The sequence below is a fragment of the Pseudomonas helvetica genome (assembly GCF_039908645.1).
GTDB classification, from domain to species: Bacteria; Pseudomonadota; Gammaproteobacteria; order Pseudomonadales; family Pseudomonadaceae; genus Aquipseudomonas; species Aquipseudomonas helvetica.
This window is the reverse complement of sequence record NZ_CP150917.1, coordinates 2,179,096-2,200,001: the sequence shown is the minus strand read 5'-3', so window position 1 is coordinate 2,200,001 and position 20,906 is coordinate 2,179,096. Positions and strand designations below refer to the sequence as shown.

Below are 20,906 nucleotides of genomic sequence, written 5' to 3'. Positions count from 1 at the left end.
CATGGCCATGTTCTTTGAAATAAGTAGCGGAATGATCCGCGGCCTGGGCACCGTCGTCGTCTTCATAGCCTTCGTCGGCCTGACACTGTGGGTGTTCAACGGCAAACGCAGTCCGGATTTCGCCGAAGCGCGCCTGCTGCCCTTTGCCGACGAACCGCAACCCGACGACACCACCAGCCAAGAAACAGCAACAACAAGGAGTACCCGGCCATGACCACCTTTTGGAGTACGTGGATCTGCGTACTGACCATTGGCAGCCTGATCGGCCTGACGTGGCTGCTGATCGGCACCCGCAAGGGTGAAACCAAGGGCAGCGTCGACCAGACCATGGGCCACAGCTTCGACGGCATCGAGGAGTATGACAATCCGCTGCCGCAGTGGTGGTTCATGCTGTTCGCCGGGACCCTGGTGTTTGCCGTCGGCTACCTGATCCTTTATCCGGGCCTGGGCAACTGGAAAGGCGTACTGCCCGGCTATCAGGACGGCTGGACCCAGACCAAGGAATGGGACCGGGAGATGGCCAAGGCCGACGCCAAGTTCGGGCCGATCTACGCCAAATTCTCGGCCATGCCCGTGGAAGAAGTCGCCAAGGATCCGCAAGCGCTGAAAATGGGCGGACGCCTGTTTGCCTCCAACTGCGCGGTCTGCCACGGCTCGGATGCCAAGGGCGCGTTTGGTTTCCCCAACCTCGCCGACAACATCTGGCGTTGGGGCGGCAGTGCCGAAACCATCAAGACCACAATCATGGGCGGACGCATGGCCGCCATGCCGGCCTGGGGTGAAGTGCTGGGCGAAACCGGGGTGAAAAATGTCGCGGCGTATGTGCGTCACGAACTCGCCGGCCTGCCGTTGCCAGCCGACAGCGGTGCTGACCTGCAAGCCGGACAGCAAACGTTCAGCACCACTTGCGTAGCCTGTCACGGTGCAAACGGCCAGGGCACGGAACTGATGGGGGCGCCAAACCTGACGCAACCGGCAGGTTTCATCTACGGCACCAGCCTGACGCAACTGCAACAGACCATTCGCCATGGTCGCCAGGGTCAGATGCCGGCGCAGCACGAACTGCTCGGCAACGACAAGGTGCAACTGCTGGCCGCGTATGTGTACAGCTTGTCTCACAGCCCGAACGCCGAGCGTTTGCAGGCTGAAAGCAAAACCGAATAAATCTTCACTGCCCAACTGCTGCATTCACCCGAATGCGGCAGTTCCCTGCTCCTTTGCGACGCATTGTCGCACCCCTCAATGGGTCTGCCTTTCGGTTCGGTGGATTCGCGTCTACGCTTGCTTCGAAGCGGACTGGCAACAGCCGGTCAAAGGTCAACCGTACACGGTGCGTTCGACGAATCTGTTCGATGACAGGCCGCAAAGGCTGGTAGATACCGGCTGTCGCGCAAATTGCCGTCTGTCACCTGCCCGCCTCGTTTGAACACACCCAGTTACACCTGACCCGACCCCCTCGCCTTTTTGGTCCGCCGAGACATTTTGTCCATGGGCAATTTTGTCCCTACGCGGAGCATGGAAAGGCCGCAGAATCAGCTTTTGAAAGCATTGACGCAGGTCATGGCGCGTTGCAATGACCCCCCGCTTTCTCCATACTTGCGACCGATTTTTATCCCTAATAAAACACCTAAACCGTGGAACCTTAGAATGAGCACAGCAATCAGTCCGACTGCTTATAACTATAAGGTAGTCCGCCAGTTCGCCATCATGACGGTGGTCTGGGGGATCCTTGGCATGGGGCTCGGTGTCTTCATCGCCTCACAACTGGTCTGGCCGGAGTTGAATTTCGGCCTGCCGTGGACGACGTTTGGACGCCTACGCCCGTTGCACACCAACTTGGTGATTTTCGCCTTCGGTGGTTGTGCACTGTTTGCCACTTCCTATTACGTCGTGCAGCGAACCTGCCAAACGCGACTGATTTCCGACAGCCTCGCCGCCTTCCACTTCTGGGGTTGGCAAGCGGTGATCGTCGGCGCGATCGTTACCTTGCCGCTGGGTTACACCACCACCAAGGAATACGCGGAACTGGAATGGCCCCTGGCTATCCTGCTGGCTATCGTCTGGGTCACCTACGGCCTGGTGTTCTTCGGCACCATCGTCAAGCGCAAAACCAAGCACATCTACGTCGGCAACTGGTTCTACGGTGCCTTCATCGTCGTGACGGCGATGCTGCACATCGTCAACCACGCGTCCTTGCCGGTCAGTTTCTTCAAGTCCTATTCGGCGTACGCCGGTGCGACTGATGCCATGATCCAGTGGTGGTACGGCCACAACGCGGTAGGTTTCTTCCTGACCACCGGCTTCCTGGGGATGATGTACTACTTCGTGCCGAAACAGGCCGAGCGTCCGATCTACTCGTATCGCCTGTCGATCGTGCACTTCTGGGCACTGATCACCCTGTACATCTGGGCTGGCCCGCACCACCTGCACTACACCGCACTGCCGGACTGGGCTCAGTCGCTGGGCATGGCGATGTCGATCATCCTGCTGGCGCCAAGCTGGGGCGGGATGATCAACGGCATGATGACCCTGTCGGGCGCCTGGCATAAGCTGCGCACCGACCCGATCCTGCGCTTTTTGGTCGTGTCCCTGGCGTTCTACGGCATGTCGACCTTCGAAGGCCCGATGATGGCCATCAAGACTGTCAACTCGCTGTCTCACTACACTGACTGGACCATCGGCCACGTACACGCCGGTGCCTTGGGCTGGGTAGCGATGATTTCGATCGGTGCGCTGTACCACATGATCCCGAAAATCTTCGGTCGTGCGCAGATGCACAGCATCGGCCTGATCAACACGCACTTCTGGCTCGCGACTATCGGCACCGTGCTCTACATCGCTTCGATGTGGGTCAACGGCATCACCCAGGGCCTGATGTGGCGTGCAATCAACGATGACGGCACCCTCACCTACTCCTTCGTTGAAGCCCTGCAAGCCAGCCACCCTGGTTTCATCGTTCGCGCCCTTGGCGGTGCGTTCTTTGCCAGCGGCATGCTGTTCATGGCGTACAACGTGTTCCGCACCGTACGCGCCTCGAATCCGGAAGATGCTGAAGCCGCCGCTCAGATCGCTGTCGTTGGAGCTCACTGATGAAGCATGAAGCAGTCGAGAAGAATATTGGCCTGCTGGCCTTCTTCATGGTCATCGCCGTCAGCATCGGCGGCCTGACCCAGATCGTCCCGTTGTTTTTTCAGGACGTGACCAACAAGCCGGTTGAAGGCATGAAGCCACGCCCGGCACTGGAACTTGAAGGCCGTGACATTTTCATCGCCAACGGTTGTGTCGGCTGCCACTCGCAGATGATCCGTCCGTTCCGTGCTGAAACCGAACGTTATGGCCACTACTCGGTAGCCGGTGAAAGCGTCTGGGACCACCCGTTCCTGTGGGGCTCCAAGCGTACCGGTCCGGACCTGGCCCGCGTTGGCGGTCGTTACTCCGATGACTGGCAGCGTGCGCACTTGTACAACCCGCGCAACGTGGTGCCAGAGTCGAAAATGCCGGCTTACCCGTTCCTCGTGGAAAACAAGCTCGACGGCAAGGACACCGCGAAGAAAATGGAAGTCTTGCGCACCCTCGGCGTTCCTTACACCGACGAAGACATCGCCGGTGCAAAAGATGCCGTGAAGGGCAAAACCGAAATGGACGCGCTGGTGGCCTATCTGCAAGGCCTGGGCACCATCATCAAAAGCAAACGGTGATTTAGATGGATATCGGGATGATTCGTGGCCTGGGCACCGTTGTCGTGATGGTTGCCTTTATCGGTCTGGCGCTGTGGGTGTTCAGCCCCAAGCGCAAATCGGAGTTTGAAGACGCGACCTTGCTGCCTTTCGCGGATGATCCCGAAGCCATCAAGCACGTCGAGCAAGCTTCTAGGAGTAACAAAGAATGACTACGTTCTGGAGTCTGTACGTCACAGTCCTCAGTCTGGGTACCATTTTCGCCCTGACCTGGCTGCTGCTGTCGACCCGCAAGGGCCAGCGCGCCGAGCAGACGGATGAGACGGTTGGCCACGCCTTCGACGGGATCGAGGAGTACGACAACCCGCTGCCGAAATGGTGGTTCATGCTGTTTGTCGGCACCATCATCTTCGCCCTCGGCTACCTGGTGCTGTACCCGGGCCTGGGCAACTGGAAAGGCCTGCTGCCGGGTTACGGCTACCTCGACAACGAGAAGCAGACCGCGTTCGCCAACGGCCAGTCCGGCTGGACCGGCGTTCACGAGTGGGAAAAGGAAATGGCCAAGTCGGATGCCAAGTTCGGTCCGATCTTCGCCAAATTCGCAGCCATGCCAATTGAAGAAGTTGCCAAGGACCCACAAGCCCTGAAGATGGGTGGCCGCCTGTTCGCCTCCAACTGCTCGGTTTGCCACGGCTCCGACGCCAAAGGCGCTTACGGCTTTCCTAACCTGACCGACGAAGACTGGCGTTGGGGCGGCGAGCCACAAACCATCAAGACCACCATCATGGGCGGCCGTCACGCGATGATGCCGGCTTGGGGTGAAGTGATCGGCGAGCAAGGCGTCAGCGACGTTGCCGCGTTCGTGCTGACCAACCTCGATGGCCGCAAGCTGCCGGAAGGCGCCAAGGCCGATCCGGTTGCCGGCCAGAAGATTTTCGCTGCCAACTGCGTGGCTTGCCACGGTCCGGAAGGTAAAGGCACCCCAGCCATGGGTGCACCTAACCTGACCCACCCGGCCGCGTTCATCTACGGTTCGAGCTTTGCTCAACTGCAGCAGACCATCCGTTACGGCCGTCAGGGCCAGATGCCTGCGCAAGAACAGCTGCAAGGCAACGATAAGGTTCACCTGCTGGCCGCTTACGTCTACAGCCTGTCTCACGGTGAGAAAGCTGCTGACGCCGAGTAAGGCAAACGCGTGATCGCACTAAAAAACGGCCCCGCCAGTGATCTGGCGGGGCCGTTTTCATTTCCGTCATTCATTTGCCTACTTCAAGACCGGGATGACCTGATCGAGCTTTCGGCTTGGCCAGTTACTGTTGCGAACAACGCTGACCGCCAGCGACTGCCGATCAGCGGTAAAACTGGCAATCAGATAAGTTTGTTGGGAGGCAGAGCCACTTAGAAAGACCGGTACATCACCAAAGTACTGTGACTTGCCCCAATCAAAGTAAGTCCCCGCACCCCAGTGATCATGCCCACCAAAGACCGCCGTTACCTTGTATTTCTCGACGATCTGTTTGAATCTCGAAATCTGCTCGTCGTTGCCGTCCCACTGATAAACCTTGTGCATATTCAGAATAATGATTTTGCCCTCCTCTCTCGCCCTCTTTAAATCCCGCTCCAGCCAGTCAAGCGCAGGGGTAATTTCAAACGTTGTCGGAGCAAGTGGATTGCCGGAGGTAAAACTGACGGTATAGGTCGGTTCATTATTCAATTGAACCATGTGCACATCACCGATATTTTTCGAGTAAGCGAGGCTGCCATAAAAGATCGTCCCCACGCCCGAGCTTCTTGCCGCCAGATCCATGGATTCGACTTTTCCCCAGTAGCGATCCTTGAGGTCGTTGACACTACCAGCCGCACAGCTATTCAGGAAACAGTCGTCCACGTTATTGGCATAGTCATGATTACCCAGCCCGAAATCATATAGCCCCTCCAGTTTATTCTCGAAAACCGACTTCATGTATGAACGTTCGCCACCATGACCAAAGGCTGTGATATCACCGTTAATCATCACCGGTATGCGGGATGCGCCGCCATTCAACTTCCTGAAACTTGAAATATCGGAGTACTGCAACTCTATCAGCTCTTTTGAGCGCGCCTCCTTGTTGGGATCCGGAAGATTATCATCCGTGAGATCAGTCCAGGGGTATTGCGAATCCGATACAAACACCATATGGCGCGGCGTCTCTGCCGCCGAGGCGCCATAGACCACAGGGATAACCAACGCCAGTGCAAGGCACACCAGCCACACACGCTCTTTATATAAAGTCATAGAAGTCCATTTCCATCAATAGTTAACAGCCACTCCATAGCGGCAACTGCAAAATATATCGCCCCTTGATAATTAACAAACTACCGACCTCTGCAGATCAACAGCAGATATTTCCAACATCCACAGACACTCGCACACTTCAAAACACTCACTAAAAAATGTTCTATATAGTCCAGCGCAAATGAATGTCAGACAGTGGAAGGAGGTGGATGAGGGAATCGGACTCGGTACGCCCCTTGCAGGCGCGCGGTAGTAACCCTGGGCGGACGGATAGCTATACTCAACAAGTCAATTGATCTGCATCACGATTTGTTACATTTGCTACACCATCTACGAATTTCCACCAACGCGACCAAAGGTCGCACCCTTGAGCTAGAGCGACAGGCGTATCATTACGCCACTGCAACACCCTTTTTGACCGCGGTCGGCACGTACTGACCGAGGCATTTTTCCACTGCCGTGGGATGCAATGATGAGCAACCAGATTCCGGTACACGACGTCACCCCGCCTGCCAAGAACGCAAATAACAGCGTCGATCTCTACGCCTCTCGGGAAAAAATCTACACCCGCGCCTTCACCGGCCTGTTCCGCAATTTGCGGATGGCGGGCGGCGCCGCGTTGTTCCTGCTGTATTTCGGCACGGTCTGGCTCAATTGGGGCGGTCACCAGGCGGTCTGGTGGAACTTGCCGGAGCGCAAATTCTTCATCTTCGGTGCGACCTTCTGGCCGCAGGATTTCATCCTGCTGTCCGGCCTGTTGATCATCAGCGCCTTCGGCCTGTTCTTCATTACCGTGTATGCCGGACGCATCTGGTGCGGCTATACCTGCCCGCAAAGTGTCTGGACCTGGATTTTCATGTGGTGCGAGAAGGTCACCGAAGGCGACCGCAACCAGCGCATCAAGCTCGACAAGGCGCCAATGAGCGCCAACAAGTTCTTGCGCAAACTCAGCAAACACACGATGTGGTTGTTGATCGGTTTCGTCACCGGCATGACCTTTGTCGGCTACTTCTCACCGATTCGTGAACTGACGATCGACTTCTTCACCGGCCAGGCTGATGGCTGGTCGTATTTCTGGGTCGGCTTCTTCACCCTCGCCACTTACGGCAACGCCGGCTGGTTGCGCGAACAGGTGTGTATCTACATGTGCCCTTACGCGCGCTTCCAGAGCGTGATGTTCGACAAGGACACGCTGATCGTCTCCTACGACCCGCGCCGCGGCGAAGCCCGTGGTCCGCGCAAAAAAGGCATCGACTACAAGGCTCAGGGCCTGGGCGACTGCATTGACTGCACCATGTGCGTTCAGGTGTGCCCGACCGGCATCGACATCCGTGACGGCTTGCAGATCGAATGCATTGGCTGTGCCGCCTGCATCGATGCCTGCGACAGCATCATGGACAAAATGGACTACCCGCGCGGCCTGATCAGCTACACCACCGAGCACAACCTGTCCGGGCAAAAAACCCATAAACTGCGTCCGCGCCTGATCGGTTACGCGCTGGTGTTGCTGGCCATGATCAGCTTGCTGATCACCGCGTTCTTCATGCGCTCGCTGGTCGGCTTCGATGTCAGCAAGGACCGTGTGCTGTACCGCGAGAACGCCGAAGGCCGGATCGAGAACGTCTATAGCCTCAAAGTCATGAACAAGGATCAGCGCGACCACACCTACGTGCTGGAAGCCTCCGGGCTGCCGGATCTCAAGTTGCAAGGCAAGCGCGAGATCAAGGTGGCTGCTGGCGAAATCTTCAGCATGCCGGTCGAGCTGTCGAGTGCACCGGAACAACTGCCGTCGAGCACCAACGAGGTGAAATTCACCCTCAAGGATGCCGACGACAACAGCGTCCACGTTGAAGCCAAGAGCCGATTCATCGGCCCACAAACCCGTTGAGAGAAGTCATCATGCCCGCAGCAACTGCCACCAGCCCTTGGTACAAGCACCTTTGGCCATGGATCATCATCGGGATTCTGACCTGTTCGGTGACACTGACCCTGTCCATGGTGACCATTGCTGTGAAAAACCCGGATAACCTGGTCAACGACAATTACTACGAGGCAGGCAAAGGCATCAACCGTTCGCTGGACCGCGAGCTGCTGGCCCAGACCCTGCTGTTGCGCGCCAACGTGCATCTGGATGAGGTGACCGGCGAAGTCGACGTGCGCCTGACCGGCAACAGCATGCCCGCGACCCTGGAACTGAACCTGATCTCGCCGACCCAGCCGGATAAAGACCGCAAGATCACCCTGACCCGCAGCGCGACCGAACCAGGTCGTTATATCGGCCAGCTGACCGACAAGATCGAAGGCCGGCGCTTCGTCGAGTTGCTGGGCAGCCAGGACGATCATGTGTGGCGAATGTTCGAAGAAGAACAGATCGGTCACGACAAGCATTTGCTGCTCGGTGACGAACCGCTGCAAGGCGCGGAAGATCTGAAGCAGTAACACCTGCGCTCTGTGGCGAGGGAGCTTGCTCCCGCTGGGGCGCGAAGCGCCCCCGAACCCTGCAGACCGGTTCGTTCAGGCCTATCGCGGGCGCAGTTTGACGACTGCTTCGCCCGAACGCGGACCGACCGACGGGAGCAAGCTCCCTCGCCACAATAGTTCTCATGGCAACAAACATGACCACTCCGCTCCCCTGCTACCACTGCGCCCTGCCCGTTCCCTCCGGCAGCCGGTTTACCGCCGTCATCCTCGGCGAAACCCGCGAGCTCTGCTGTCCGGGTTGCCAGGCCGTGGCCGAGGCGATTGTCGCGGGCGGGCTGGAGCACTATTACAGCCATCGCAGCGAGGCTTCGGCCAACCCTGAAGCCTTGCCGGTGCAACTGGTGGACGAACTGGCGCTGTATGACCGCGCCGACGTGCAACAACCGTTTGTTCGCCACGACGGCGAACTCGCTGAAACCACCTTGCTGATGGAAGGTATCAGCTGCGCGGCCTGCGGCTGGCTGATCGAGAAACACCTGCGCAGCCTGCCGGCCGTGGCCGAGGCGCGCCTGAACCTGTCCAACCATCGCCTGCACGTGCGCTGGGCCGACAGCCAGTTGCCGTTGAGCCAGCTGCTTAGCGAACTGCGTCACATCGGTTATGCCGCCCACCCCTACCAGGCCGACCGCGCCAGCGAACAACTGGCCAGCGAAAACCGCCTGGCCCTGCGCCAACTGGGCGTCGCCGGCTTGCTGTGGTTCCAGGCAATGATGGCGACCATGGCCACCTGGCCGGAATTCAATATCGACCTCAGCCCCGAGCTGCACACCATCCTGCGCTGGGTCGCTCTGTTCCTGACCACGCCGATTGTGTTCTACAGCTGCGCGCCGTTTTTCAAAGGTGCGATGCGCGACCTGCGCAGCCGCCACCTGACCATGGACGTTTCCGTGTCGCTGGCCATCGGCGGCGCCTACCTCGCCGGGATCTGGACCTCAATCACCGGCGTCGGCGAGCTGTATTTCGACGCGGTCGGGATGTTTGCGCTGTTTCTATTGGCGGGCCGCTATCTGGAGCGCCGCGCCCGTGAACGCACCGCCGCCGCCACCGCGCAATTGGTGAACCTGCTGCCCGCATCGTGCCTGCGCCTGAGTGCGGACGGCCAGAGCGAGCGCATCCTGCTCAGCGAGTTGCGTCTCGGTGACCATGTTTTGGTGCACCCCGGCGCCATCCTCCCGGCCGACGGAAAAATCCTCGATGGCCAGTCGAGCATCGATGAGTCGCTGCTGACCGGTGAGTACCTGCCGCAACCCCGGACGCTCGGCGATGCGGTGACGGCCGGCACCCTGAATGTCGAGGGCGCACTGACCGTCGAAGTGCTCGCGCTGGGTCAGGACACTCGCCTCTCCGCCATCGTCCGCCTGCTGGATCGCGCCCAGGCCGAAAAACCACGCCTGGCAGAAATTGCCGACCGGGCTGCGCAGTGGTTCCTTCTGTTGTCGCTGATTGCCGCTGCTGCCATCGGTTTGCTCTGGTGGGAGCTGGATGCATCCCGCGCCTTCTGGATCGTGCTGGCAATGCTGGTCGCGACCTGCCCCTGCGCCTTGTCACTGGCCACGCCGACCGCGCTCACCGCCGCCACCGGCACCTTGCACAAACTCGGCCTGCTGCTGACCCGCGGTCACGTGCTGGAAGGCCTGAATCAAATCGACACGGTGATTTTCGACAAGACCGGCACACTCACCGAAGGTCGCCTGGCCTTGCGTTCGATTCGACCGCTGGGCGCGCTCGACAGCGATCAGTGCCTGGGCCTCGCCGCCGCCCTCGAAAACCGTTCTGAACACCCGATTGCCCGCGCCTTTGGCCGAGCGCCGCTGGCCGCCGAAGAAGTCCTCAACACTCCAGGACTGGGCCTTGAGGGTCTGGTTGGTGAACAACGCCTGCGCATCGGTCAGCCGGCGTTTGTCTGCGAACTCAGCGGCTGCGCTGTGCCGGCAATCCCGGATGAAGCCGGTCAATGGCTGTTGCTTGGCGACAGCCATGGCGCGCTGGCCTGGTTCGTGCTCGACGACCGCCTGCGCAACGACGCACCAGCGCTGCTCGCGGCGTGTAAAGCACGCGGTTGGCGTACGCTGCTGCTGTCCGGCGACAGCTCGCCGATGGTTGCCAGTGTCGCCGCCGAGTTGGGTATCGACGAGTTCCGCGGCGGCTTGCGCCCGGATGACAAGCTGCAGGTGCTCAAGCAGTTGCACCAGCAGGGCCGCAAGGTGTTGATGCTCGGCGACGGGGTCAACGACGTGCCGGTGCTGGCCGCAGCCGACATCAGCGTGGCCATGGGCTCGGCCACCGACCTGGCGAAAACCAGCGCCGACGCGGTGCTGCTGTCCAATCGTCTCGACGCCTTGGTGCAAGCCTTCAGCCTGGCCCGGCGTACACGTCGGGTAATCATCGAGAACCTGTTGTGGGCCGGGCTGTACAATGGCTTCATGTTGCCGTTCGCCGCCCTCGGCTGGATCACTCCGGTATGGGCCGCGGTCGGCATGTCGATCAGTTCGCTGACCGTGGTACTCAATGCACTTCGCCTGACTCGCATACCGAGCCAGCCAAGCGCCAGCGCCACGCCAGTCACCCGCCCGCTACCGGTTTGATCCGGTCAGGCATGGAGTCCAGATGCCAGCTCTTTATGTGATGATCCCGGCAGCGCTGCTGATCGTCGCCATCGCCATTTACATTTTCTTCTGGGCGGTCGACAGCGGTCAGTACGACGACCTCGACGGTCCGGCCCACAGCATCCTGTTCGACGACCAGGACCCGAGCCATCAGGCGGCAGTCGACGAAGCCAGCGGTCACTCGCCGACCGATCCGGCCAAGCCGAACGACAAGGCCCCGCCTCATGCTTGAGTTGGCGCCACTGCTGGTTTCTGCGGTGATCCTTGGCCTGCTCGGCGGCGGGCATTGCCTGGGTATGTGTGGCGGGTTGATGGGCGCGCTGACCCTGGCGATTCCCAAGGAACAGCGCAGCCGGCGCTTTCGCCTGTTGCTGGCGTACAACCTCGGGCGGATTCTCAGTTACGCCACTGCCGGCCTGTTGATCGGCCTGGCGGGATGGGCGGTGGCCAACAGCCCGGCGGCGATGTTCATGCGGATCCTCGCCGGCTTGCTGCTGATCGCCATGGGCCTGTACCTGGCCGGCTGGTGGAGCGGCCTGACCCGCATCGAAAGCCTGGGACGTGGCCTGTGGCGCTACATACAACCCGTTGCCAACCGTTTGTTGCCGGTGTCGAGCCTGCCGCGTGCGTTGCTGCTCGGCGCACTCTGGGGCTGGCTGCCATGCGGTTTGGTCTATAGCACACTGTTGTGGTCTGCCAGCCAGGGCAATGCCATCGACAGCGCGTTGTTGATGCTCGCGTTTGGCCTTGGCACCTGGCCGGTTTTGTTGGCCACTGGCCTTGCGGCCGAACGGGTCACGGCGTTACTGCGCAAACGTAGCGTGCGCATGACCGGCGGCTTGCTGGTGATCCTGTTTGGCATCTGGACCTTGCCGGGACCGCATCAGCATTGGCTCATGGGGCACTAAAACTGTGGCGAGGGGGCTTGCCCCCGCTGGGCTGCGAAGCGGCCCCAAAATCTGCAATCGTATCCTGCCTATGATCTTACGACTGCTGCGCAGCCGAACGGGGGCAAGCCCCCTCGCCACAAGTAAAACCTCCACCTCGCTGTCTCAGTGAAACCGCATGCATCGTATTTGCGAGGACTACGTCCTCGAACGCCGCCTGCGGCAGCTGCTACAAAGGGCCGCACCACTTCCGGTTACCCTTGATGCAAATCAAGATGCCCCAACGTCGCACCCCCTAGACTCGCCACCACTGCCAGCCTATCCGGGGGAATGCCCGCATGCTCGACGCCATTCGTTGGGACACAGATCTGATCCGCCGTTACGACCTGGCGGGACCACGCTACACCTCGTATCCGACCGCGGTGCAGTTCAACAGCCAGGTCGGTACTTTCGATCTGTTCCATGCCCTGCGCGAAAGCCGCAAGGCCCTGCGCCCACTGTCGCTATATGTGCACGTGCCGTTCTGCGCAAACATCTGCTACTACTGCGCCTGTAACAAAGTCATCACCAAGGACCGTGGCCGTGCCCTGCCCTACCTGCAGCGCCTGGAACAGGAAATCCAACTGATCGCCTGCCACCTGGACCCGAACCAGAAAGTCGAGCAACTGCATTTCGGCGGCGGCACCCCGACCTTTCTCAGCCACGACGAACTGCGCCAGTTGATGGCGCAACTGCGCAAGCATTTCAACCTGCTGGACGATGACTCCGGTGATTACGGCATCGAGATCGACCCACGCGAAGCCGACTGGTCAACCATGGGCCTGCTGCGCGAACTGGGTTTTAACCGGGTCAGCATCGGCCTGCAAGACCTTGACCCGGCCGTACAGCGTGCGGTCAACCGCCTGCAGAGCCTGGAAGAAACCCGCGCAGTGATCGAGGCGGCGCGCACCTTGCAGTTTCGCTCGATCAATATCGACCTGATCTACGGCCTGCCCAAGCAAACCGCCGAGAGCTTCGCCCGCACCGTGGACGAAGTCATCAACCTGCAACCGGATCGGCTCTCGGTGTTCAACTATGCACACCTGCCCGAACGTTTCATGCCACAGCGGCGAATCAACAGCAGCGACCTGCCGGCAGCCGCCGAAAAACTGAACATGCTTCAGCGCACCATCGAGCAACTGACCGCCGCCGGTTATCGCTACATCGGCATGGACCATTTCGCCCTGCCGGATGATGAACTGGCCATCGCTCAGGAAGAGTCGACGCTACAACGCAACTTCCAGGGTTACACCACCCACGGTCATTGCGACCTGATCGGTCTTGGCGTGTCGGCCATCAGCCAGATCGGCGATTTGTACTGCCAGAACAGCAGCGACCTGAATCAGTACCAAAACACTCTGGCCAGCGCGCAACCGGGCACCAGTCGTGGTTTGCTGTGCAACCAGGACGACCGTCTGCGGCGGGCAGTGATTCAGCAATTGATCTGCACATTCAGTCTGGCATTCGCCCAGATAGAGCAGGCTTTCAACATTGATTTTCGCGGCTACTTCAGCGAGCTCTGGCCGCAGTTGCAGGCCATGGCCGAGGATGGCCTGATCGAACTCGACAGCGAAAAAATCGTGGTCCTGCCGGCCGGAAGGTTACTGGTCCGTTCGGTGTGCATGGTCTTCGATGCCTACCTGGAGCAACAGAATCGCCAACGATTCTCTCGGGTAATTTAAGACACCACAGGCTGGCTTCGATGTCATTGCGTGGGTTACCCTTACGTCTTATGTGTGTTTTCCCACAAGGATCTAAGAAATGTCCGAGCCAGTTAAACTGCGCGCTCACAGCCAGGCACATTGCAAGGATTGCAGCCTGGCACCCCTCTGCCTGCCACTTTCTCTGAATCTGGAAGACATGGATGCGCTGGACGATATCGTCAAACGTGGTCGCCCGCTGAAAAAAGGCGAGTTTCTGTTCCGTCAGAGCGATCAGTTCGATTCCGTTTTTGCAGTACGCTCTGGCGCGTTGAAAACCTTCAGCCTGAGCGATGGCGGCGAAGAACAGATCACCGGCTTCCACCTGCCGAGTGAACTGGTCGGCTTGTCGGGCATGGACACCGAGAGCCACCCGGTTTCGGCCCAGGCACTGGAAACCACCTCGGTGTGCGAAATCCCCTTCGAACGGCTCGATGAACTGGCCCTGCAACTGCCACAGTTGCGCCGCCAATTGATGCGCGTGATGAGCCGCGAGATTCGTGACGACCAGCAAATGATGCTTCTGCTCTCGAAAAAGACCGCTGACGAGCGTATCGCCACGTTCCTGGTCAACCTGTCGGCACGCTTCCGCGCACGCGGATTCTCTGCCAACCAGTTCCGCCTGAGCATGTCGCGCAACGAAATCGGTAACTACCTGGGCCTCGCCGTGGAAACAGTGTCCCGGGTGTTCACGCGCTTCCAGCAGAACGAGCTGATTGCCGCCGAAGGCAAGGAAGTGCACATCCTCGACCCGATCCAGCTGTGTGCACTGGCCGGTGGCTCGGTCGAAGGCTGACGTTGCGATTGCGGCTGAGCGAACCCGCCCGGCCGCAGTTATACTTCGCCGTTTGTAGCCTGCCAGGACACCTCGACGATGGTCATCGACTCCTTCGACATCAAATCCCTGATCCGCCCCGTGATCGATTTTCCAAAGCCGGGCGTGATCTTTCGCGACATCACCCCGCTGTTCCAGTCCCCGAAGGCCCTGCGTCTGGTGATGGACAGCTTTGCGCACCGCTATGTCGAGGCTGACTTCACGCACATCGGCGCCATGGATGCGCGCGGCTTCCTGATCGGCTCGATCCTCGCCTATCAGTTGAACAAGCCACTGGTGCTGTTTCGCAAGCAAGGCAAACTGCCGGCTGACGTACTGTCCGAGGGGTATCAGACCGAGTACGGCGAAGCTTTTCTTGAAGTTCACGCCGACAGCCTCTGCGAAGGCGACTCGGTGCTGATCTTCGATGACCTGATCGCCACTGGCGGTACGCTGATCGCTGCGGCCAACCTGATTCGACGCATGGGCGCGCGGGTTTTCGAAGCCGCGGCAATTATCGACCTGCCGGAACTGGGCGGCTCCCAGCGCCTGGAAGACATGGGCATCCCGACGTTCTGCCTGACACAGTTTTCGCTGAACGAAAGATAAGTCGGCGTCGTCACCAACGCCCTCGCGGGCAAGCCTTGCTCCTACGAAAAGCACCGTCTCCTGTAGGAACAAGGCTTGCCCGCGATGGGGGCGCCGCCACACCGAGCCGCTCAGACCAGATCAAAGCCCCATCTGCTTACTGATGATCTCGTTCATCACTTCACGCGTACCGCCGCCAATGGACAGGATCCGGCTGTCGCGGTACAGCCGCTCCACCAGACTTTCACGCATGTAGCCCAACCCACCGAGGATCTGCACCGCGTCGCTGGTGATGCGATCAGCCGTGTCGGTGGCCACATTCTTGGCCATGGATATTTCCTTGATCACGCTCTGCCCCGCCGCCATTTTCGCCGCCTGGCGATAGGTGAACTCCCGGGAGACTTCCAGCGCCGTGGCCATCTCCGCCAAGCGATGCTTGAGCACCTGAAACTTGCCAATCGGCTTGCCGAACGCTTCGCGCTGCCGGGCCCATTTCAGGCTTTCTTCCAGCGCCAGTTGCGCAGTCATGTTGGCCATCAATGCCAACGCCAGGCGCTCGTTTTGAAAGTTGCCCATGATGCAGGCAAAGCCCATGTTCTCGACGCCGATCAGGTTGCCCACCGGCACACGGCAATCATCGAAAAACAGCTCGGCGGTATCCGACGCCCACCAGCCCATTTTTTTCAGCTGACGACCGACAGTGAATCCTGGCGTGCCCTTCTCGATCAGCAGCAGGCTGATGCCACCAAATCCCGGCTCACCAGTGCGCACCGCGACGGTATGGAAATCCGCGCGAACACCGCTGGTGATAAAGGTTTTGCTGCCACTGACCCGGTAGTAATCCCCGTCACGCACGGCGCGGGTTTGCAGGTTGGCCACATCGGAGCCGCCGCTGGGCTCGGTAACTGCCAGCGCGCTGATTTTTTTGCCGCAAAGGACTTGCGGCACCACTCGCTCGCGCACCTCGGGCCTGGCCCATTTGAGGATCGGTGGCAGGCCGATGTCCAGCGAGCCCAGCCCCGCCACCAGCCCGCCGGAACCACAGCGCATCAGTTCTTCAGTGGCGGCGATCTTGGCGAACAGATCACCTTCGTGGCTGCCACCCAGCGCTTCGGGATAGCCAATTCCGAGAATGCCCGCTGCACCGGCCTTGAGATAAAGCTCACGAGGAAAGCCCTCGGCCTCCTCCCACTGATCGATGTCCGGAAGAATCTCGCGCTCGACGAAACGTCGTACGCTGTCGCGGACCAACTGATGGCTGGGGTCGAAGTATTCCTGAAAGGCAGGCATCGGCGAGCTCCACTGAAAGTTCAGCTAACTTACCGAGCGCTTGCTTGGTTTTCAAGATGTCCGAAACTTTCATGTGGCGAGGGAGCTTGCTCCCGCTGGGTTGCGAAGCGACCCTAAATTCAGCCACTGCAAGTATTCGGATGTAACGCGATTGCCGGATTACGACCGCTTCGCGGCCGAACGGGAGCAAGCTCCCTCGCCACAGTTACAACACGATTGGCTTACGCCCCGCGAAGGAGTGGGCCAATGTCCCGCCATCCACCAGTTCAAGCTCGCCACCCAACGGCACACCATGGGCGATGCGTGAAGCAATCAGGCCTTTATTGCTGAGCAACTGGGCGATGTAGTGCGCTGTCGCTTCACCTTCAACCGTCGGGTTGGTGGCCAGGATGACTTCAGTGAACGTACCCGCCTCTTCGATCCGCGCCAGCAATTGCGGAATGCCGATGGCTTCCGGCCCCAGACCGTCGAGTGGCGACAAATGCCCCTTGAGCACGAAGTAGCGACCGCGAAACCCGGTCTGCTCCACGGCGTAGACATCCATCGGCCCTTCGACCACGCACAGTAAGGTGTCGTCGCGGCGAGGGTCCGCGCATTGCGGGCACAGATCGTCTTCGGTCAGTGTGCGGCACAGTCGGCAATGACCGACCCCTTCCATGGCCTGACTCAGGGCCAGCGCCAGCCGCGAGCCGCCGCTGCGATCACGCTCGAGCAGTTGCAACGCCATGCGCTGGGCGGTTTTCTGACCGACACCGGGCAAGGTGCGCAAGGCGTCGATCAGTTGGCGAATCAAAGGGCTGAAGCTCATGGGGGAAACGTCCGACATATCAACAAGACGCGGTTTATACCCGCGCCTCTGGCCAGCGTCAAATGCTCATCTGCAGCAATGATTTTGCTTTCACTGTGGCGAGGGGGCTTGCCCCCGTTCGAGCGCGAAGCGGTCGCAATCCAGACAATGCTACGCTCCTGAAAGAACACGATTGCCTGAATTACGGCTGCTTCGCAGCCGAACGGGGCGGTGCGGCGTTCCGACAAGCCCTCTCGCCACAAAAACGAACTTTGTGTCACAGAAACAAAAATGCCAGGCTGAGTGCCTGGCATTTTTGTAGAGCATCCGACGCGTCAGCGAATCAGAATGGCAGTTTCATGCCCGGCGGCAGTTGCATGCCTGCGGTCATGCCGGACATTTTGTCCTGGCTGTTGGCTTCGATCTTGCGGACGGCGTCGTTGACGGCGGCGGCGAACACGGCCTCCAGCATCTCCTTGTCGTCCTCGCTCAGGCCTTCGACCAGGCTTGGATCGATGGTCACGCGCTTGACGTCGTGACGACCGGTCATCACCACGGTGACCATATCGCCACCGGCTTTACCGGTGACTTCGGCGTTGGCCAGCTCTTCCTGCATCTTGGCCATTTTTTCCTGCATCTGCTGCGCCTGCTTCATCAGGCCGGCCATGCCACCTTTCATCATGGGAATCACCTCAAAAGTACTTGGATCAAAACAGCGCCCGGCCCAGTGGGCCGAACACCTTCAGTTATTAGCCCTGGCTGACCAGAGCCTCGACAGGTTCAATAGTATCGTTACGGATCACCGCGCCGAACTGTTGCATCATTTGCTGGATGAACGGATCGCCGTGGATCGAATCCTCAGCCTCGCGCTGGCGGTCGGCACGTCGACGCGAAGCCGCCTGGGCCGGGGTTTCCTGCTCAGGCTTGATCAGCTCGATGCTCACCGTCAGGGTGCGCTGGTGATACTGGTTCAGCGCATCGTTCAGCCGGCGTTGTTGAGTTGCGTTGAACAGCGCGCTGTGGGCCGGGTCCAGGTGCAGCAACCAGTGGTCACCATCGACGGCAATCAGCGTGCAGTTGGCGGCGATGCTGCCGGTCATGCCGGAAATCGGCAATTTCGGGAACAGCTCCAGCCATTGCAATGCCAGCCCTGTGGCCGGCATCGCAGCCGGTTCAGGTTCGGGGGCCGGCGCGGGTTCTGCGGCGTGCTCACTGGCCAGCTCATCGAGGTAACTATAGGCCGAATCCATGTCCGGCTCGATGTAGTCCTCGTCCAGCGGCTCGTCATCCAGGTCCATTCCCGGCGTGGCGGCGTCGATGTCAGCCACCGACGGCTCGGGAATCGGCGCTGCGGCTATCGAAGGCGCATCGGGTACAACGCTGTCCGGAGTCGCCGTCGGCATTGGCGTCAGGTCAGGCTGCTCGGCAGTCGTCTCCAGCACCGGCTCGACAGCCGGTTGCTGGACGATCTCAGGCTCTACCGGATCGTTCCAGGGCAAGTCGACGACTTCTTCGACAATGGCCACGGGTTCAGCCACCGCTTCGACCACCGGCGCAGGCACGACCACCGGAGCAACAGGCTCAGGTGCCGGCGCTGGTGCAACCACCTCGGCAACCGGTTGAAGCGGCGCCGCGGCAGGCGCAGCGGTAACGGGTGCGGGCGCGATTACCGGCGCAACACGCGGTGCGCCAGCCACTGAGTTTGCGGAATCAACTGTGGCCTGGCTGATCCCCACTGGCTTTAGCGGCTGCCTCGGCGCGTCTGCAGTGTCTGCCGGACGGAACGCGAGCATTCGCAGCAAGACCATTTCGAATCCGCCGCGCGGGTCCGGCGCCAGCGGCAAATCGCGGCGACCAATCAAGCCCATCTGGTAATAGAACTGCACGTCTTCGGCTGGCAAGGCCTGAGCCAGCGCCAACACCCGGTCGCGGTCGCCATGACCGTTATCGACGCCTTCAGGCAAGGCCTGGGCAATCGCGACGCGGTGCAGCACGTTAAGAATTTCCGACAGCACGCCATTCCAGTCCGGGCCCTGCTCTGCCAGATGCCGCACCGCTTCGAGCAACGCCTTGGCGTCGCCATCGAGCAGCGCGTGCAGGACATCGTAGACCTGACCATGATCGAGCGTGCCGAGCATCGCCCGCACGTCGGCCGCCATGACCTTGCCTTCACCGAAGGCGATGGCCTGGTCGGTGAGGCTCATCGCATCGCGCATCGAACCGTCGGCAGCGCGGCCCAACAGCCACAGCGCATCGTCTTCGAACGGCACATTCTCGACGCTCAGCACATGGGTCAAATGCTCGACCACGCGCTCCGGCGTCATGTTTTTCAGCGAGAATTGCAGGCACCGCGACAGAATCGTTGCAGGAAGTTTCTGCGGGTCGGTGGTCGCCAGGATGAACTTGACGTAGGGCGGCGGCTCTTCGAGGGTTTTCAACAGCGCATTGAAGGAATGGCTGGAGAGCATGTGCACTTCGTCGATCAGGTAGACCTTGAAGCGCCCACGGCTCGGCGCGTACTGCACGTTATCGAGTAGCTCACGGGTGTCCTCGACCTTGGTCCGGCTCGCGGCGTCGATCTCGATCAGGTCGACAAAGCGCCCTTCATCGATTTCGCGGCACACAGAGCACTCGCCACACGGCGTCGAAGTGATACCTGTCTCACAGTTCAGACATTTGGCAATGATCCGCGCGATGGTGGTCTTGCCCACACCGCGGGTGCCGGTAAAAAGATAGGCGTGGTGCAGCCGCTGGCTGTCCAAGGCATTGATCAGAGCCTTGAGCACATGGGTCTGGCCGACCATTTCGCGGAACGAGCGCGGACGCCATTTACGTGCAAGAACCTGATAACTCATCGAAAACCGTCGCATCTGGGAAGCGGAAGCGGGTAATGCTAGCGGAGCAAGGCCAAAATTGCATCCGGTGTGCTCGGCTAATCTGGCTAAGCTGGTATTTGGATCCGTTTTAATCGGCTCCTGCCGGTCTTTTTGCTGGAGAATTTATGCGTTCAGCCTTGGGGGCTTTGTTGTTGATCAGCGTCAGCGCTACCAGCGCGCCTGCACCCTTGCGCTTTGCGATCACCGACAGCTGGGCGATGCCCATGGTGCAAATCGATCATGGCCGACCGACCCAAGGCATTCTGTACGACGTGATGCTCAGCCTGGCCACACAACTGGGACTGCCGGCCGAGTTTCACGTGCTGGCCCGCGCACGTGTGCAGAGCGCCATGGAGCACGGGGAAATCGACATCCGCTGCTACGCGGCGCAGTCCTGGCTACCAAATCAGTCCGCAGACTATCTCTGGAGCGTTCCGTTGTGGTTTCAACGCGACGTGCTGGTCAGCACGCAAGGCTCTCCTGCCTCGGTCATCCCTGCCAGCCTTCCTGTGCAGTCGATCGGCACCGTACTCGGCTACAGCTACCCGACCCTGCAACCACTCTTCGACAACGGCCAACTCAAGCGCGACGACGCACGCAACCAGGAACTCGTGCTGAAAAAACTGGCGGCCGGCCGTAATCACTACGCCGTCAGCAATCAATGGGCCCTGGACTGGGTCAACCTGCAACTGTTGCCCGACCGGCCATTGCGGGCAGTCGCGGTGTTGCAGGAGCAAAACGTCGGCTGCTACGTGCGTAACGACCCAAGACTGCCGGTCCAGTTGATTCTGCAAACGCTGCTCAAGATGAAAATGTCCGGGGAAGTCGACGACATCATCAGGCTCTACACCGGAACCAACGAACCGACCCTGGCCGACCAGTAAGC

The 20,906-nt window shown here is 60.0% G+C and carries 20 protein-coding genes; 15 read left to right on the top strand and 5 right to left on the bottom strand.

The window, feature by feature from the left end:
• Window positions 1-7: 7 nt before the first annotated feature.
• From AABM55_RS10000 to ccoP (AABM55_RS09975), 6 genes are all read left to right on the top strand, one after another.
• A complete protein-coding gene (locus AABM55_RS10000) occupies window positions 8-214 on the top strand; it encodes a cbb3-type cytochrome c oxidase subunit 3 (protein ID WP_054598145.1) in 207 nt (68 codons plus the stop codon).
• A complete protein-coding gene (ccoP, locus tag AABM55_RS09995; protein ID WP_347929445.1) occupies window positions 211-1,164 on the top strand; it encodes a cytochrome-c oxidase, cbb3-type subunit III in 954 nt (317 codons plus the stop codon). The genes AABM55_RS10000 and ccoP (AABM55_RS09995) overlap by 4 nt, the downstream gene beginning before the upstream one ends.
• 483 nt (window positions 1,165-1,647) lie before the next feature.
• Window positions 1,648-3,090, top strand: coding sequence for a cytochrome-c oxidase, cbb3-type subunit I (gene ccoN, locus AABM55_RS09990; RefSeq protein ID WP_054593208.1), 1,443 nt, complete (start codon window positions 1,648-1,650; stop codon window positions 3,088-3,090).
• Window positions 3,090-3,698: a cytochrome-c oxidase, cbb3-type subunit II gene (ccoO, locus tag AABM55_RS09985; protein WP_054593209.1), complete on the top strand. Its 609-nt coding sequence runs from the start codon at window positions 3,090-3,092 to the stop codon at window positions 3,696-3,698. The genes ccoN and ccoO overlap by 1 nt, the downstream gene beginning before the upstream one ends.
• A 5-nt stretch (window positions 3,699-3,703) precedes the next feature.
• Window positions 3,704-3,889 carry a CcoQ/FixQ family Cbb3-type cytochrome c oxidase assembly chaperone gene (locus tag AABM55_RS09980; RefSeq protein ID WP_003175465.1) on the top strand — a complete coding sequence of 62 codons (186 nt, stop codon included), beginning with the start codon at window positions 3,704-3,706 and terminating at the stop codon, window positions 3,887-3,889.
• Window positions 3,886-4,863 (top strand): cytochrome-c oxidase, cbb3-type subunit III, encoded by a 978-nt coding sequence (gene ccoP, locus AABM55_RS09975; RefSeq protein ID WP_054593210.1) that lies wholly within the window; start codon window positions 3,886-3,888, stop codon window positions 4,861-4,863. The genes AABM55_RS09980 and ccoP (AABM55_RS09975) overlap by 4 nt, the downstream gene beginning before the upstream one ends.
• Window positions 4,864-4,941: 78 nt before the next feature.
• Here the strand turns inward: ccoP (AABM55_RS09975) and AABM55_RS09970 are convergent, their stop codons facing one another.
• Window positions 4,942-5,952 (bottom strand): metallophosphoesterase, encoded by a 1,011-nt coding sequence (locus AABM55_RS09970; RefSeq protein WP_347929444.1) that lies wholly within the window; start codon window positions 5,950-5,952, stop codon window positions 4,942-4,944.
• Between the two features lie 472 nt (window positions 5,953-6,424).
• Between AABM55_RS09970 and ccoG the strand changes: the two genes are divergently transcribed.
• The 8 genes from ccoG to AABM55_RS09930 all read left to right on the top strand — a co-directional run bounded on the left by ccoG (window position 6,425) and on the right by AABM55_RS09930 (window position 15,088).
• Complete coding sequence (gene ccoG, locus AABM55_RS09965; protein WP_347929443.1) at window positions 6,425-7,840, top strand: cytochrome c oxidase accessory protein CcoG; 1,416 nt, start codon at window positions 6,425-6,427, stop codon at window positions 7,838-7,840.
• A gap of 11 nt (window positions 7,841-7,851) precedes the next feature.
• Window positions 7,852-8,391, top strand: coding sequence for a FixH family protein (locus tag AABM55_RS09960; protein ID WP_347929442.1), 540 nt, complete (start codon window positions 7,852-7,854; stop codon window positions 8,389-8,391).
• Between the two features lie 176 nt (window positions 8,392-8,567).
• Window positions 8,568-11,018 (top strand): heavy metal translocating P-type ATPase, encoded by a 2,451-nt coding sequence (locus AABM55_RS09955; RefSeq protein ID WP_347929441.1) that lies wholly within the window; start codon window positions 8,568-8,570, stop codon window positions 11,016-11,018.
• A gap of 22 nt (window positions 11,019-11,040) precedes the next feature.
• On the top strand, window positions 11,041-11,271 hold the full coding sequence (gene ccoS, locus AABM55_RS09950) for a cbb3-type cytochrome oxidase assembly protein CcoS (protein ID WP_347929440.1): 231 nt from the start codon (window positions 11,041-11,043) through the stop codon (window positions 11,269-11,271).
• Window positions 11,264-11,947, top strand: coding sequence for a sulfite exporter TauE/SafE family protein (locus tag AABM55_RS09945; RefSeq protein ID WP_103315349.1), 684 nt, complete (start codon window positions 11,264-11,266; stop codon window positions 11,945-11,947). The genes ccoS and AABM55_RS09945 overlap by 8 nt, the downstream gene beginning before the upstream one ends.
• 317 nt (window positions 11,948-12,264) lie before the next feature.
• Window positions 12,265-13,647 (top strand): oxygen-independent coproporphyrinogen III oxidase, encoded by a 1,383-nt coding sequence (hemN, locus tag AABM55_RS09940; protein ID WP_347929439.1) that lies wholly within the window; start codon window positions 12,265-12,267, stop codon window positions 13,645-13,647.
• Window positions 13,648-13,726: 79 nt separating this feature from the next.
• Window positions 13,727-14,461 (top strand): fumarate/nitrate reduction transcriptional regulator Fnr, encoded by a 735-nt coding sequence (gene fnr, locus AABM55_RS09935; protein WP_054593218.1) that lies wholly within the window; start codon window positions 13,727-13,729, stop codon window positions 14,459-14,461.
• Window positions 14,462-14,539: 78 nt separating this feature from the next.
• Complete coding sequence (locus AABM55_RS09930) at window positions 14,540-15,088, top strand: adenine phosphoribosyltransferase (protein ID WP_054593219.1); 549 nt, start codon at window positions 14,540-14,542, stop codon at window positions 15,086-15,088.
• A gap of 120 nt (window positions 15,089-15,208) precedes the next feature.
• Here AABM55_RS09930 and AABM55_RS09925 read toward each other — a convergent pair whose 3' ends face one another.
• The 4 genes from AABM55_RS09925 to dnaX form a co-directional block, all read right to left on the bottom strand.
• Window positions 15,209-16,357: an acyl-CoA dehydrogenase family protein gene (locus tag AABM55_RS09925; RefSeq protein ID WP_347929438.1), complete on the bottom strand. Its 1,149-nt coding sequence runs from the start codon at window positions 16,355-16,357 to the stop codon at window positions 15,209-15,211.
• A 205-nt stretch (window positions 16,358-16,562) separates the two neighbouring features.
• Window positions 16,563-17,165, bottom strand: a complete 603-nt coding sequence (gene recR / locus AABM55_RS09920; RefSeq protein WP_054593221.1) for a recombination mediator RecR — start codon at window positions 17,163-17,165, stop codon at window positions 16,563-16,565.
• Window positions 17,166-17,487: 322 nt separating this feature from the next.
• Complete coding sequence (locus AABM55_RS09915; protein WP_008028561.1) at window positions 17,488-17,826, bottom strand: YbaB/EbfC family nucleoid-associated protein; 339 nt, start codon at window positions 17,824-17,826, stop codon at window positions 17,488-17,490.
• A gap of 67 nt (window positions 17,827-17,893) precedes the next feature.
• A complete protein-coding gene (dnaX, locus tag AABM55_RS09910) occupies window positions 17,894-19,999 on the bottom strand; it encodes a DNA polymerase III subunit gamma/tau (RefSeq protein ID WP_347929437.1) in 2,106 nt (701 codons plus the stop codon).
• Between the two features lie 146 nt (window positions 20,000-20,145).
• Here dnaX and AABM55_RS09905 point away from each other — a divergent pair, with 146 nt between their 5' ends.
• A complete protein-coding gene (locus AABM55_RS09905; protein WP_347929436.1) occupies window positions 20,146-20,904 on the top strand; it encodes a transporter substrate-binding domain-containing protein in 759 nt (252 codons plus the stop codon).
• The last annotated feature ends 2 nt before the right edge of the window (window positions 20,905-20,906 follow it).

Coding starts and splice junctions, on each gene's coding strand:
- AABM55_RS10000 (WP_054598145.1), top strand. CDS start 8: ATGTTCTTTGAAATAAGTAGCGGAATGATCCGCGGCCTGGGCACCGTC.
- ccoP (WP_347929445.1), top strand. CDS start 211: ATGACCACCTTTTGGAGTACGTGGATCTGCGTACTGACCATTGGCAGC.
- ccoN (WP_054593208.1), top strand. CDS start 1,648: ATGAGCACAGCAATCAGTCCGACTGCTTATAACTATAAGGTAGTCCGC.
- ccoO (WP_054593209.1), top strand. CDS start 3,090: ATGAAGCATGAAGCAGTCGAGAAGAATATTGGCCTGCTGGCCTTCTTC.
- AABM55_RS09980 (WP_003175465.1), top strand. CDS start 3,704: ATGGATATCGGGATGATTCGTGGCCTGGGCACCGTTGTCGTGATGGTT.
- ccoP (WP_054593210.1), top strand. CDS start 3,886: ATGACTACGTTCTGGAGTCTGTACGTCACAGTCCTCAGTCTGGGTACC.
- AABM55_RS09970 (WP_347929444.1), bottom strand. CDS start 5,952: ATGACTTTATATAAAGAGCGTGTGTGGCTGGTGTGCCTTGCACTGGCG.
- ccoG (WP_347929443.1), top strand. CDS start 6,425: ATGAGCAACCAGATTCCGGTACACGACGTCACCCCGCCTGCCAAGAAC.
- AABM55_RS09960 (WP_347929442.1), top strand. CDS start 7,852: ATGCCCGCAGCAACTGCCACCAGCCCTTGGTACAAGCACCTTTGGCCA.
- AABM55_RS09955 (WP_347929441.1), top strand. CDS start 8,568: ATGACCACTCCGCTCCCCTGCTACCACTGCGCCCTGCCCGTTCCCTCC.
- ccoS (WP_347929440.1), top strand. CDS start 11,041: ATGCCAGCTCTTTATGTGATGATCCCGGCAGCGCTGCTGATCGTCGCC.
- AABM55_RS09945 (WP_103315349.1), top strand. CDS start 11,264: ATGCTTGAGTTGGCGCCACTGCTGGTTTCTGCGGTGATCCTTGGCCTG.
- hemN (WP_347929439.1), top strand. CDS start 12,265: ATGCTCGACGCCATTCGTTGGGACACAGATCTGATCCGCCGTTACGAC.
- fnr (WP_054593218.1), top strand. CDS start 13,727: ATGTCCGAGCCAGTTAAACTGCGCGCTCACAGCCAGGCACATTGCAAG.
- AABM55_RS09930 (WP_054593219.1), top strand. CDS start 14,540: ATGGTCATCGACTCCTTCGACATCAAATCCCTGATCCGCCCCGTGATC.
- AABM55_RS09925 (WP_347929438.1), bottom strand. CDS start 16,357: ATGCCTGCCTTTCAGGAATACTTCGACCCCAGCCATCAGTTGGTCCGC.
- recR (WP_054593221.1), bottom strand. CDS start 17,165: ATGAGCTTCAGCCCTTTGATTCGCCAACTGATCGACGCCTTGCGCACC.
- AABM55_RS09915 (WP_008028561.1), bottom strand. CDS start 17,826: ATGATGAAAGGTGGCATGGCCGGCCTGATGAAGCAGGCGCAGCAGATG.
- dnaX (WP_347929437.1), bottom strand. CDS start 19,999: ATGAGTTATCAGGTTCTTGCACGTAAATGGCGTCCGCGCTCGTTCCGC.
- AABM55_RS09905 (WP_347929436.1), top strand. CDS start 20,146: ATGCGTTCAGCCTTGGGGGCTTTGTTGTTGATCAGCGTCAGCGCTACC.